Raw genomic sequence first — 13,210 nt, forward strand, 5'->3', positions numbered from 1 at the left:
GAAAGCCTTCGGGCCGCTATTGCGGGATCGTGCGGTGTCACTTGGCCGCGAGCCAGGCGTCCGCTGCGGCAAGTTGTCCGGGAAGCCCCTGCTCGATGGCCGCCGCGACGGCGCGCTCCACCACTGCGCCCACGATCGCCACCGGAGCGTGAACATCGCCCGCAAGTCCGAAGGCCGTCCCGTCGCCGTCGGCACGCAAGACCACGGCACCGCGGGCGTGGCCGGGTGTGCCTGGAATTTCGAAGGCGAACGTGCCTTCACGGTCGTCCCGATCGCCACCGTTCTCGGGGGCCGACCATACCTCCGTGTATCGCACCGCGAGGCTTGACCCCACAAATGCCCTGAACTCGGCCGGAATCGCGGTCGTGGGCATGGTGCAACGCATGACCATGGTGAAGGAGCCGTCCTCGGCGTGGTCAACGAAGGTGTCGCACTCCAGGGCGCCAGACGCGTTCGCCCTGATTGCGGCAAATTCCTCATCGCCCATCATGGCCACGACGTCGTCCAGCGGCGCAGTGAAACGGTGCTCGTAAGTGATTCTCATGGCGCCTCCTTATGCTGGAACATAGACTATCGCGGCGTGCGATGGACGGTAGGACTCTTAGGCTGGTCTCGTGGCAACCTTGCGTGAGATCGCTCATCAATACGGACCCATGGCCGAAGACGAGGCCGCCTGGCTCTCCGAACTCGTCGCCGACTGGCAAATCATCGCCGACTTGTCCTTCGCCGACCTCGTCCTGTGGCGCAAGGTTGACGAGGGCTTCGTGGCGATCGCCCACTGTAGGCCCTCCACGGGCCCCACGGTCCACCAGGAAGAGGTGGTCGGAAGCCGTGCCGCCGCCGGGCGCATCGGCCACCTCGAGCAAGCGCTCACGAAGCGCGAAATCGTCGTGTCGAGGGAACCGCGGTGGGACGAGACGTACGCCGTGCGCGAAGAGGCGCTTCCCGTGGTGATGAAGAGCAACAAGGTAATCGCGGTGCTTGCGCGCGAGGCGTCGATGGCAGCTTTGCGGTCGTCGAGCCGGCTTGAGATCAACTACAAGGGCGCCGCCGACGATCTCCTCGGAATGGTCACGCGAGGAGAATTCCCGTTGCGCACCTCGGTGACGGGCCCCAAGCGAGGAGCTCCCCGGGTCGGCGATGGAGTGGTGCGCCTCGACGCACAAGGGATCGTGACCTATGCGAGCCCCAACGCGCTGTCGTGTTTCCACCGCTTGGGGGTCACGGGTTCGCTGATGCACCGCTCGCTGCCACGAGTGGTGAGCGCCATGGTGTCCAAGGTGGGCGTGGTCGACGAAACTCTCGCGATGGTGACCGCCGGTCGTGCCGCTTGGCGCGCGGACGTCGAGGCGAACGGCGCGGCGCTGTCGCTGCGCGCGATTCCGGTCACGGAGAGGGGCCAGCGCAACGGCGCCGTGCTGCTATGCCGCGACGTGAGCGAACTCCGCAGGCGTGAAAGAGAGCTCATCACCAAGGACGCCACCATTCGCGAGATCCACCACCGCGTGAAGAACAACTTGCAGACGGTGGCGGCCCTGTTACGGCTGCAGTCCCGCCGGGTCGAGGCGCCGGAGGCCAAGGAGGCTCTCGCCGAGGCGATGCGCAGGGTGTCGACGATCGCGATGGTGCACGAAACGCTCTCGGGAACCCTCGACGAACTCGTCCACTTCGACGACCTCGTGGCGCGTTCCGCGCGGATGGCTGCCGATGTGGCGTCGCCAAGTGTTCAGGTGAAGCTTGTCCGTGAGGGTGACTTTGGGATGATCCCCGCCCAATACGCGACTTCCCTCGCGCTCATCATGACCGAGCTGATCACCAACGCGGTGGAACACGGATTCGAGGGCCGCGAGCACGGCACCATCACGATCTCCGCGGAGCGTGAGGGCGCAATTCTTCGCGCCTCCGTCGCGGACGACGGCAACGGGCTCACGACCGAACCGTCTGGCCTCGGTTCACAAATCGTGCGGACGCTCGTCACCAACGAACTTCACGGGAGCATCGAATGGTCGTTGGCCGAACGAGGCTCGGTCGTGAGTCTCGAAGTGGTCGTCGAAGGCGACTGAGCGACGACGCTTACGCGTCGCCCGGTCGTCGAGACCGCAGTTGCTACGCGGCCGCGCTGGCTATTTTGCTGCGCTCGTTACTTGGCTGCGCTGGCTATTTTGCTGCGCGGCGGGCGCGAGCGGCACGACGCTTCAGCGAGCGGCGCTCATCTTCCGAGAGCCCGCCCCACACGCCGGAGTCTTGGTTGTGTTCCATTGCCCATTGGAGACAGGTGTCCCTCACGTGGCAGGTATTGCATACAGTTTTGGCTCGCTCGATCTGCACGAGTGCAGGCCCGGTGTTCCCCACGGGGAAGAACAGTTCGGGGTCATCAACATCGAGGCATGCCGCACGGTCGCGCCAATCCATCAAGTCACCTCACACAAAGAAAGAGCGGCGATTCACCAGTGGTGAGTTCGCCGCATCGTCACGGTCCTGTGAACATGTTCGCATTGTTAACAACAGATGACAAGGGATAGTTCCTGTAACCTCGGAAACAATTTTGGCGTTGAGGTTGGAGACCATGCACAAAAGCAGGAGCGCAACCGCCTTGGTGGACGCCGTGGCCCTCGTGATTTTGGTTGCCGAGACCGCCCTCGTAGCCGTGATTGCGGTCGGATATGTGGCATATGCCCTCATGGATAGGTCATTTTCTGGTCTTGGCTTGTCCCTTGCCGCTGTCGCGGCCATTCTCGCCGCGGGGCTAGGGCTCTTTACGAGGGGCTTTGCCAAGCGACGTCGTTTCGCTCTCGGCGGAGCCATGACGTGGCAACTGATGCAAGCGAGCGTCGGCGTGTGGCTCCTCGGCGCGTTCCCCATCGTCGGAGCGCTACTGATCGCTGCCGCCGTGATGGTCGCCGTCGCGGTGTTCAAGAGGCAGGCCGCGCTAGGTCGGCAGGAGCAGGACGATCTCGACGCATAGCAGTAGGGGCACCCCGCGCCGCGGCGGCCAAGGTCGTCGCTACCGGAAGGGGCACGCCGCACCGGCGCACTCGCGGCAGGCGGTCTGCGAGGGGAAGCGCGACCTGAACCTTGTCGAGGCGCCCGCCGCTCCTGACGATGCCCATTCCCCTCGCATCGGGGGATATGCCGCAGGCCGCGGCGGTGCCGGTGATCTCGACCGAGTCGGACTCGCAATCGGTCCTTAGGGCGATCGCCGTGCCGGTGGTGGCCCTCACCGTGGGGGTGAGGACGGCCGTGGGCCGTCGCGTGGCCATCACGACGTGCACGTGACCGGAGCCGCCGTGCGCAGCGATCGCCTCGAGTCGCGCCGTGACGGCCCTGCCGTCGGGCCCCAAGGCGTCAAGGTCGTCGGCGATCACGACTGTGAAGGCGGCGCCGGTGTCGAGGAGGTCGAGGATGCGGAGTGCCGCTTGGGGTCGCACGTGCGAGGCCGCGGCCCTCACATGCGGCAGGTCCAGGTAGGGCTCCAGGGGCCCGGCCGCACCGGCACAGAGGATGACGAGCTCGAGCTCGTGGGGCGGCATGCCGATCGCGAGCGCTCCGGCCATGGTCGCCAGGAGCGTGGTCTTTCCCGAGCCAGCCGCGCCCGCGACGACGGTGTGAGGGAAGCCCGGTCTGAGCGAGATGGTCCAGGGCACCGCCGGTTCGTCGGCCCTCACACCGGTGACGATCTCAAGACTCGCTTTGCCGCCCGCTGGCATTGTCCTGAGCGCCGCGGCGTCGGCCCAGTGGAGTGTCCGGGGAGGAGGATCGGGCAACGATCCCGCTCGCGACCGTGCCAGAGCATCGGCGGTATTCGCGCCGACGCGCAACACAGGTCCAATCCTGGTGACGGCGCCGATGCGCGATGTGGTGCGGTCTGTCTCCGCCGTGAGGATGGTCCATCCGCTCTCGCTCTTGGCGGGCGAGCCAGTGACGATGCGGATGAGTCCATCGCCAACGAGTGCGGGAGGTAGCCACGACAGCCATGGTTCGTCCACCGGCATCGGAAATGGAGGACGCCGACCGCGAGCGAGAATTACCGCGCGAGCGAGGTCCACCGAGTGCGCACCGCCGACGGCGATGGGGCCGGACCACCCGCCCGATCGAGTCGGATCGGGGAACGCGCTGAGGTGGGGTGCGTCATGGCGGCGCCCGCGGCCTAAGACGCCCAGCGCGCGAATTGCCTGATGCATCGCGCCGGAGAGCGCCGCCGAAGTTGCTCCACGTGTCTGGCCGGATGCGGTCGGGTCCGGGCGCGCCTGGGGTTCCGCCGACTCCGTACGTTCGCGGACTGGTGCGTTGGCCCGTTCAAGCGCCACACCCCGCCTCGCCTCGAGGAGCGTGCGCCCGATGGCGATCACGTCACCGACTCGAACTGTCGCCACGCGCCTTCTGCCGCGCCAAGAGAGTGCGTTGCCGCGCCGGGACCAGACGCCCGTGCCGTTGACGGAGCCGTGGTCCTTGACGCGCAACGACCCTCCAGATGTGGCAGAGACCGTCGCGTGATGGGCATCGATCGCGTCATCCCTCACCACTGCTCCGGGCGACGCCGACCCGATCGCGGCGATGGGGTCAACAGGTATGACGACACCCGCGTCCGGGCCAGAGATGGCAGCGAGATGGAGCGCGCCAGGGGCGATGCCTGCGCGTCGGGGGTGTGCGGAAAGGATCGCGCCGGCGAGAAGCGGCCAATCGCCCGCTTCATGCTCAGGGTCGAGCGCCACACCGCCGCACCACACGCGGGGCGCGGCAAATTCGGCAACGACCTCGCGCAACAATGTGCCAGGAGCGACCTCGAAGTCGACGTGACCTTGACCGGTCAGCGAGTGGTGAATGGTCAGGCGCACTCCTCGAACCTTGTCGGGCGCGGGCCGCACGATCGAGAGAAGGGCGCGGCGCGGTGAGTTACGCACGAAGACCAGGTGTGGGGACGACACGCTGACACGCTTGGGGCGCTCGCTGACGGGCTCCACGCGCTCACCCCATGAACGCTCCGCGCGTCTACTCCAGCGGAGCGATGGGGGTAACCGTGCCGTCGGACCCGACCGTGCCCGCGTACCACTTCGACGTCGACTCGACGGCAAGTCGTGGAATGTATTCGAGGGCGTACTCGCCACTCAGCAAATTGCTCGTGAAGACCGGTGCTGGAGTGATTGACCACACCGTTTCTGGACTACGAGTCACGACGACAGGGTCCTGGCCCCACACCTTGGCCATGCGCGCGAGCGCGTCTGCCTGCAGCGGCTCCAAGGCGAGAACAACGGGAACGTCGCACATCACGCGGATGGTCCCGAAGTAACCCGACGATCCCGACAGGATGACCGGGCGGCCATCGATGATGCGGCACAGTTTGTCGATTTCGGCGCGGGCTCCGCCCTGTTCCCTCATGTAAATATAGGGGGGTGCCGAGACGGGATTCGCGGCGCCAAGTTTGACGCTGACGTAGGTCGAGATGGGTGCGGCGACCAGGATAATCGCGGCAATCACCGAGGCGACGTGGGTCGCGTGCTCGCGCTCGTAGGGGGAGGAAAAGCGCCGTGCTACCCACTGCGCAAGCCACCATGCCCCCACGCCCGCTGCGATCGCGAGACCGGGAAGAGTGATCGGCTCGAAGCGCCGAATGGCCCACAGCTGATCTGGAACGATCTCGGGGCGCAGCAGGTAGACCAGGCTTGGCACGGCGAAGGCGCCCAGGAAGACGACCGCGATCGGCCTCGACGTGAAGGTGCGCCAGACGATGATTGCGAGACCGAGCGTCGCGAGGGCGAGTATCGGCCACGTCAGGTAGTAGCTCAGCCACGTGATGGTGTGCTCGGCGTAGGTGCGCGTTGGATCGACGGGGTAGCCATCAAGCTGCTGGAACTGGCCAACGACGTTGTTCGTGAACTGATCCGTGGTGCTGACCGTGCCCCGCCTGTCGATCATCCACAGGGGCCTCGACGCGAGGACCACCATGGTGAGCGCGGTGAGTGCCGCCGCGATCCTGGCGAGGACGACGCGATGCGCCGCCACCGAGACCCTCACCCGGCCAAGGAACGGCGCAATCGCCACCTGAAAAATCACGACGAGGACCACGACGGCCGAATAGACAATCGCCAGGGTGCGGGCCTCGCTGCCGAGCCTTTCGATATACGAGGTGCTCCAGCGCCACAGCGACCAGTAACCCGCGCCCACCATGAGCGCCTGAGGAATGACGACGGCCAAGAGCGGCGCGATTCCCTTCTTGCCGCGCCACACGCACACCACGCCCACACCGAGAAGGACGCCAAGCGCGTAGACGCCGCCGTCGATGCGGCACAGGGCAGTAGCACCCGATGTCGCGCCGGCCGCCACGAGGGCTCCGATGCGGCCCTCTTCGAGTCCGCGCCAAGCCCAAGCAATCGACGCCACGATGAGCAGGAGCGTGAGGGGCTCCGAATAGGGCGAGCGGCTTAGGCCGATGTGTGAGACGGTGAGGGCAACCAGGGCGGCGGGTCCGAGGGCGGCGAACGGCCCCAGGAGTCTCCTCGCCACGAGATACACCGCGAGAATTCCGATGCCGCCAATCACGATGTTGGTGGCGAGTACGCCGGTCACGCCGTCGACCCAGCCGCCGACGGACAGGACGGCTGGCAGCATCTTCGCGCCTTGCGGCTGAACGACGTTTCCGGACAAATTCCACGCTTGCCACGCGTCGGCAATGACGTTTGTCTGCTGAGCGGCAGCCTCGATCGCCCCGCGGGTGGGGATATCCGTCGTGGGGTGGTTCGTGAGCCAGACGCCCGTCAGTGACAGGAAACCAGGGTCCCTGGTGACGACGAGGTATTCCGACGCAAAGAAGAACCCGACGACGATCCAGGCCGCCACGCCGCCGAGAGACCACCTGGCAGCGCGGGCATCGGCGTCGCTCGGGGCGTCGTGCGGTCGGATCGCACGCCACAACGCGACACCGACGATGAGGGCCAGGGGGAGAGTGGTCCACGGCCGATGGATGCCCAAAGTGACAGTGGTTCCCGCGGCGAGCGCCACGGCAACCGTCGCGGCAACAAGCATCTCGGGGAACCTGGAGAGCAGGTCAGTCGCGGCGCGGCCGCGTGCAAAGCGCTTGAGTCTCACGTCGGGACACTATCAACGCTTCGGGACACCACTCGATCAACTCGGCGTGGCAAAGTCGCTCCCCACGGGTAATGTGGCCTCATGGCGAGAATAGTCTTGGTCGAAGATGACCCCACCATTTCAGAACCCTTGACCCGCGCTTTGGGGCGAGAGGGCTATGTAGTGGAGTGGTTTGGGACCGGTCAAGGTGGTGTCGGTGCCGCACATACAGCGGATTTGCTGATTCTTGATCTCGGTCTGCCCGACATCGATGGCGTGGAGGTGGCCCGTCGCGTGCGCGATCAGGGCCTGACCGTTCCCATCCTCATGCTGACCGCCAGGGCCGATGAGGTAGACCTCGTCGTGGGGCTTGACGCCGGCGCCGATGACTACGTCACCAAGCCCTTCCGCTTGGCCGAGTTGTTGGCACGCGTGCGCGCCCTGCTGCGCCGACGCGGAGACGGCGAAGGCGCGGGTGAGCTCGTCGCCGGCGGAATCCGGGTCGACGTTTCGGGTCACAGGGCATTCCTTGACGACAAGGAGCTCCAGTTGAGCGGCAAGGAGTTCGACCTGTTGCAGGTGCTCGTTGCGCACGCCGGTTCCGTGGTGTCGCGCGACCAACTCATGCGCGACGTGTGGGACGCGGACCCACACGCCCCGTCGAAGACTCTCGACATGCACGTCTCTTGGCTGCGGCGAAAATTGGGTGACGATGCCGCCCAGCCGCGCTTTATCACCACGGTGCGGGGCATGGGCTTCCGCTTCGAGAACGACTGAGCGGTGCGCCGCAGGGTCCTTGGCGCGACGCTTTCCGCCTTGGCGGTCGCCATGGTGCTGCTCGGCATCCCCCTGGGAATATTCGCATTCCAGTTGGTGAAGGGTGATTCGCTGCGGGCTCTCGACTCGCGGACGGCGACCGCGGCCAGGGCAATCGAGGTGCGTTACGTGGCGGGCGAGCCGCTCGACGGAAGCATCCTCGCGAATTTCCTTAGTTCCTCGACCGGCGCGCCTCGGTACATTGCCGTGACTCTTCCCGACGGAAGAAAGATGTCCGCGGGGACCGAGCCCCAGCCGTCGTTCCGGGGCAGTTTCGTGACCGATTCCGGCGTGGTTGTCATCATGGCTATCTCTCGGTCCGAGGTGTTTTGGGAGGCGGCTCGCGCCGTCGGGTTGGTCCTCGCGGTCGGTGTGGTTGCCGTCCTGGCTGGCGCCGCCATGGCGTCGTGGCAGGCAAACCGGTTGGCCGCACCTCTCGTGTATTTGGCGGCCTCGGCCGAGCTGATCGGCTCGGGCCAAACGCGACCGAAACTCAAACCGAGCGGCGTCGAGGAGATCGACTTGGTGGCGGACGAGCTTGCGCGGAGCGCGGACCGCATGGCGGCCAGGCTGTCCGCCGAGCGACAATTTGCGGCCGATGCTTCCCACCAATTGCGCACGCCGCTCACGGCGTTGAGCATGCGCCTTGAGGAGATCGGCGCGACGACCACTCAGGATGAGGTGCGCGTGGAGGTCGAGGCTTCGCTCGAACAGATCGAGAGGCTCGTCGGCGTGGTGGACGAACTGTTGGGGCGAACGCGGCGAACGCTTGGCTCAGGAACCGAATTGGTGATGTTGAGCGACGTTTTTGAACAACAGCGCTCCGAGTGGAGCGCCGCATTTACCAAGGCGGGGAGGAAGCTTCGCTGGGGCGAAACCGACGCCACGGTTTTCGCCACTCCGGGTGGTCTCGCTCAGGTGCTCGCGACGCTCATCGAAAACTCCCTCATCCATGGAGGAGGCACGACGACCGTTGTTGCCCGCGCGTCGGGGGCAAGTCACGCAATGGTCATCGAGGTGCGCGATCAGGGGGAGGGCGTTCCCGAGGAGATCGCCTCTCGCATTTTTGAGCGTGCGGTGACGTCGGGAAAGGGCACTGGGCTCGGCCTCGCGCTCGCCCGCGACCTCGTGACCGCGGACGGCGGCCGTCTCGAGCTCTCTCAACGCGTGCCCGCAGTGTTCTCGGTGTTCCTGCAGGGGGTGCCAAAAATGGTGGATCTCGACACGGTGGTCTCGCACGGAAAGCAAGAGTCACCGCGGCGACGCAGGAGCGGCGGCTAAGGAGCCGATGGCGCCTGTTCGGATCCCTCGGCGTCTGTTGACGATGCCGGATCGGACGCAAACACGAATCTCGTGAAGCCTGCGTAGCGGGCGATGGTACCCAGGCCGATTCCCACGAGAGTCGACAGGTTGTCTGCCAGCCAGGATGTCCAACCGAGGCCGTGGTGCGTGATCGCCACCGTTCCCGCCTCAAGGACGAGGGCGACTGCGTTGACGGCGCCAAAGAGTAGAAGTTCCTTTGTGGGGCGGTGGCGGCGCCTGTCCTTGAATGTCCAGCCCCGATGTGCGACCCAAGCGAAGGCAACCGAAACCACTGTCGCGATGACCTTGGCGGTCACCACCCTGTCGTAGTTTCCGAAAACGGCGACGTCGACGCCAAGGGGCCCCGCGCGCAAGAGGTTGAACACGCCGAGATTAATCACGACGCCGAGTGCCCCGACCACGCCGAACTTGGTGAGTACGGCGGCGCGATCGCGCACCCACGAGGTGGCGCGCCGCACCGGAGTCACTGTGCTCATGAGCCACGAGCGTACTGGCAGGTAGGTTAGGGGCATGACGCGAGTGGCTGTGGTTGGCGGCGGACAGCTGGCCAGAATGATGGCGCCTGCCGCGACGGCAATGGGTGTCACGCTGCGGGTCCTGGTCGAATCGACCGAGGCATCGGCCGCCCTCGCCGCGCACGAGACGGTAGTGGGACTCCCAGGAGACGCCGACGCGATCCGGTCCCTGCTGGCCGAGCCTCGTCCGGATGTCATCACGTGGGAACACGAACACATCCCCCTCGAGGTCTTCGCGCTCGCCGCCGAGATGGGTGTCGCCGCGCGGCCAGGCGCATCGGCCCTGTTGTTTGCCCGTGACAAGATCGCGATGCGCGAGCGCCTCGACTCTTTGGGACTGCCGATGCCCGCTTGGCGCACGGTGGAGACGGAGGACGAGGTCGAGGCCTTCCTGGCGGTTCACGGCGGTGTGGGGGTCCTCAAGACGTCCATGGGCGGCTACGACGGCAAGGGAGTGCGCATCGTGCGCAATCCTGCCGAAGTCGACGACTGGCTCGCCGCGGCTGCCGACGGTGGCCCGCCGCTATTGATCGAGGAAAAGGTGGCATACGACAGGGAGGTGGCCATCCAGGTGGCGCGCCGACCATCGGGTGAGATGAGGGCCTGGCCGCTCGTCGAGTCCATTCAGGTCGACGGAGTGTGTGCCGAGGTGATCGCCCCCGCTCCGGAGCTTTCTTCTGCGCTGCAGGCCGAAGCCGAACGCATCGGTCGGTTGGTCGCGACCGAGCTCGACGTCACCGGTGTGCTCGCCGTCGAGATGTTCGACGTTGGCGGGCGGCTACTTATCAACGAGCTCGCCATGCGTCCCCATAACTCCGGGCACTGGAGCATCGAGGGGTCGGTGACGAGCCAATTCGAGCAGCACCTCAGGGCGGTCCTTGATTGGCCGCTCGGCGACACCTCGACTCTCGCCCCCGTGACGGTGATGGCCAACGTCCTTGGTGGCTCGCGTGAGGATCTCGCGACGGCTTGGCCAGGCGTGGCGGACCCCAGCGTCAAGGTGCACCTGTACGGCAAAGGCGTGAGGACGGGCCGCAAGGTGGGCCATGTCACGTGCATGGGGCAACGTGTCGATGACGTGAGGAGGCGAGCCGCCGAGGCCGCCGACTGGATCAGGGATGGAGGCGCCGCATGAGCGCACGTGTGGGCATAGTCATGGGATCCGACTCCGACTGGCCGGTGATGAGGGAAGCCGCCGCGGCGCTCGATGAATTCGGCATCGCGTACGAGAAGGACGTCGTGTCTGCTCACCGCATGCCCGAGCGCATGATCGCCTACGGCAGGGATGCCGAAGAGCGTGGATTGCGGGTCATCATTGCAGGGGCGGGCGGCGCCGCACACCTACCCGGGATGCTCGCCTCCGTGACCGCGCTGCCGGTCATCGGAGTGCCGGTGCCGCTCGCTTACCTCGATGGGATGGACTCGCTGCTCAGCATCGTGCAGATGCCTGCGGGCGTGCCCGTTGCGACCGTATCGATCGCCGGCGCGCGTAACGCGGGTCTGCTCGCGGCGCGCATTCTTGGTGCGGGCGAGGGCGAAGAGGCCGCCGCTATCCGTGAGGCCATGCGAGGCTTCCAGGATCGATTGCGGGCAACTGCCGAAGCGAAGGGCGCCGCGCTTAGGGAACTCTAGCGCTCGGGAGTTCTAGCTGTACTCGGCAGGCCCCTGTGGCCACGTGCGGGTCCACCGCGGAGCCGGCTCGAGAGCCGGCCCCACGGCGACCCGTCTGATGCAATCTGCCTATGAGCCGCAAGCCGCGAGGATTCCGGCTTGGCTATTCGGATCCACGGTTGCGGCGCCGGTGGCGGTTCCCGTCGTGGGAGCCACCGCGGTTCCTGCCGCGGGGGCGGTGTTGGCGGGGGAGTTCGACTGGGAATCGAGCAGCGGAGCGATCGGTTGATCGGCGATGATGGCCTGCCACACGGCCTTGGCCTTGCCGCTGAATTGGACCCTGTTTTTGGGGTCCGGAGGGTATGCCTCTTCCGGAGCCGTGGCGAAGGTGATCCCGGTCGAGGGATTGAGGCTGCGCAGGGAGTACGCGAGCCCACCCACGTAGTTGAGGTTGCCCAGGTCGGGGTCGACCGTCAGGGAGTTAGCAACGGCCTTGATGAAGTTGGTGACGTCCTGGGGCCGGTAGAGCATCTGGGCACTCAGGACCTTGCTGGCCAGGTTCTTGAGGAATTCCTGCTGGCGTTTGATGCGGTCGAGGTCGGAGCCGCTCGTGTTAATCCCGTGGCGCATGCGCACATACGCGATTGCTTGGCTGCCATTGAGAACCTGCGGTCCAGGGTTCAGGTACGTGCCCGAGAACGGGTCGGCGTACTTGACGGGGATACACACCGGCACGCCTCCGACGGCATCGACCATGTCCCGGAAGCCGACGAAGTCGATGACGGCAAAGTGATCGATGTGGATGCCTGTGAGCGACTCGACCGTCTTGATCACGCATGCCGCGCCATCGGCGTTCGAGCCGTGCGCCGCGCCGTTGGCGAAGGCCACGTTGAACATGGCTGTCCAACCCAACTGGGAGGACCCATCCGAACGGTCGCACGTGGGGACCTTGACGATCGTGTCGCGGGGAATCGACACCACGTCAATGCGGGTTCGATCCGCGGAGACGTGCATGAGCAGGGTCGTGTCGTTGCGCTGGCCGCCGTCCTGGCCGCCGATGGCGGCGTTGGCGCCCGAACGGGAATCGGAGCCCATCAGCAGGATATTGACGGCGGCGCCAGATGATCCATCGGCTGGCGGGAGAGCCGCGGCGGGGCGGTTGGGCCCGAGCAGGGGAGCAATGTCCTCGGTCGTGATGTGCGATTCGACCTGTGCTTTGTAGGTCTGTACGAACACCAGGCCAAAGCCGGCGGTCGCCGCCACGAGCCACGTGATGCCCTTGAGGACCGGGTGGCCAGGTCTCTTGGCGGCGTGTCTGACGTGGACGTCGGTCTGTTCGGTCATGGTTCTACTCTCCGGCTTGCATCAGTCTCATAGTGTAAGTGCCTCAACCTCACAACGATTATGAAGTCGATTCGGTTGGGCCTAGATGCCCCTTCCCGTGCATCAACACGCCGTGTGCGCTACATTCGACTTGACGGACGCGGATTACACCGGTGTAATTCAGTGCGAGCGGGGTACACCCCGGCATCGATCGGAGGATGGGCATATGTGGAATTTGTATACGGGCTCCCTCCCGTCCGATGCGGGCACGAAGGTCAAAATTGCCTCGGTCGTCGACATTTTCTCGGTGGAGGGCGACGGGCCCCTCGGCTGGCAGGATCGTGCGCTGTGTGCGCAGACCGATCCTGAGGCATTCTTCCCCGAAAAGGGCGGATCGACACGCGAGGCAAAAAAGGTGTGCACCTCTTGTGACGTGCGCTCCGAGTGCCTTGAGTACGCCTTGGCTCATGACGAGCGCTTCGGCATCTGGGGTGGGTTGTCCGAGCGGGAGCGTCGCAAGCTCAAGCGCCGCGCGGTCTAGGGTGCCGCGGCGGAACCCA

The 13,210-nt window shown here is 65.8% G+C and carries 13 protein-coding genes; 7 read left to right on the top strand and 6 right to left on the bottom strand.

The annotated features are described in order from the left end of the window. Nucleotides 1–37: 37 nt before the first annotated feature. Complete coding sequence (locus BKA03_RS04405) at nucleotides 38–544, bottom strand: DUF2505 domain-containing protein (protein WP_062074473.1); 507 nt, start codon at nucleotides 542–544, stop codon at nucleotides 38–40. Nucleotides 545–614: 70 nt separating this feature from the next. Between BKA03_RS04405 and BKA03_RS04410 the strand changes: the two genes are divergently transcribed. Further along, on the top strand, nucleotides 615–2,063 hold the full coding sequence (locus BKA03_RS04410) for a sensor histidine kinase (protein WP_062074472.1): 1,449 nt from the start codon (nucleotides 615–617) through the stop codon (nucleotides 2,061–2,063). Nucleotides 2,064–2,157: 94 nt separating this feature from the next. Here BKA03_RS04410 and BKA03_RS04415 read toward each other — a convergent pair whose 3' ends face one another. After that, on the bottom strand, nucleotides 2,158–2,412 hold the full coding sequence (locus BKA03_RS04415; RefSeq protein ID WP_083971294.1) for a WhiB family transcriptional regulator: 255 nt from the start codon (nucleotides 2,410–2,412) through the stop codon (nucleotides 2,158–2,160). 154 nt (nucleotides 2,413–2,566) lie between these two features. Between BKA03_RS04415 and BKA03_RS04420 the strand changes: the two genes are divergently transcribed. Then, on the top strand, nucleotides 2,567–2,965 hold the full coding sequence (locus tag BKA03_RS04420) for a hypothetical protein (protein ID WP_062074471.1): 399 nt from the start codon (nucleotides 2,567–2,569) through the stop codon (nucleotides 2,963–2,965). On the opposite strand, the gene BKA03_RS15680 is transcribed toward BKA03_RS04420, so the two are convergent. After that, entirely contained in the window at nucleotides 2,913–4,961 is a 2,049-nt protein-coding gene (locus tag BKA03_RS15680) for an FtsK/SpoIIIE domain-containing protein (protein WP_062074470.1), read from the bottom strand. The two genes, BKA03_RS04420 and BKA03_RS15680, sit on opposite strands and share 53 nt — an antisense overlap. Nucleotides 4,962–4,989: 28 nt before the next feature. Continuing rightward, nucleotides 4,990–7,083, bottom strand: a complete 2,094-nt coding sequence (locus BKA03_RS04430; protein WP_062074469.1) for a glycosyltransferase family 39 protein — start codon at nucleotides 7,081–7,083, stop codon at nucleotides 4,990–4,992. A gap of 81 nt (nucleotides 7,084–7,164) precedes the next feature. On the opposite strand from BKA03_RS04430, the gene BKA03_RS04435 reads away from it, so the two are divergent. After that, nucleotides 7,165–7,839, top strand: a complete 675-nt coding sequence (locus tag BKA03_RS04435) for a response regulator transcription factor (RefSeq protein WP_062074468.1) — start codon at nucleotides 7,165–7,167, stop codon at nucleotides 7,837–7,839. 3 nt (nucleotides 7,840–7,842) lie between these two features. Further along, nucleotides 7,843–9,159, top strand: a complete 1,317-nt coding sequence (locus tag BKA03_RS04440) for an ATP-binding protein (protein ID WP_062074467.1) — start codon at nucleotides 7,843–7,845, stop codon at nucleotides 9,157–9,159. On the opposite strand, the gene BKA03_RS04445 is transcribed toward BKA03_RS04440, so the two are convergent. Continuing rightward, entirely contained in the window at nucleotides 9,156–9,677 is a 522-nt protein-coding gene (locus BKA03_RS04445; RefSeq protein ID WP_179397701.1) for a GtrA family protein, read from the bottom strand. The genes BKA03_RS04440 and BKA03_RS04445 overlap by 4 nt on opposite strands. A gap of 34 nt (nucleotides 9,678–9,711) precedes the next feature. Here BKA03_RS04445 and BKA03_RS04450 point away from each other — a divergent pair, with 34 nt between their 5' ends. After that, nucleotides 9,712–10,851: a 5-(carboxyamino)imidazole ribonucleotide synthase gene (locus tag BKA03_RS04450; RefSeq protein ID WP_062074465.1), complete on the top strand. Its 1,140-nt coding sequence runs from the start codon at nucleotides 9,712–9,714 to the stop codon at nucleotides 10,849–10,851. Next, entirely contained in the window at nucleotides 10,848–11,348 is a 501-nt protein-coding gene (purE, locus tag BKA03_RS04455) for a 5-(carboxyamino)imidazole ribonucleotide mutase (protein ID WP_062074464.1), read from the top strand. The genes BKA03_RS04450 and purE overlap by 4 nt, the downstream gene beginning before the upstream one ends. Nucleotides 11,349–11,456: 108 nt before the next feature. Here purE and BKA03_RS04460 read toward each other — a convergent pair whose 3' ends face one another. Further along, nucleotides 11,457–12,671 (bottom strand): LCP family protein, encoded by a 1,215-nt coding sequence (locus tag BKA03_RS04460; RefSeq protein WP_062074463.1) that lies wholly within the window; start codon nucleotides 12,669–12,671, stop codon nucleotides 11,457–11,459. Between the two features lie 205 nt (nucleotides 12,672–12,876). Between BKA03_RS04460 and BKA03_RS04465 the strand changes: the two genes are divergently transcribed. After that, nucleotides 12,877–13,191, top strand: a complete 315-nt coding sequence (locus BKA03_RS04465) for a WhiB family transcriptional regulator (protein ID WP_062074462.1) — start codon at nucleotides 12,877–12,879, stop codon at nucleotides 13,189–13,191. Nucleotides 13,192–13,210: the final 19 nt, after the last annotated feature.

Source organism: Demequina lutea (assembly GCF_013409005.1).
GTDB lineage: Bacteria > Actinomycetota > Actinomycetes > Actinomycetales > Demequinaceae > Demequina > Demequina lutea.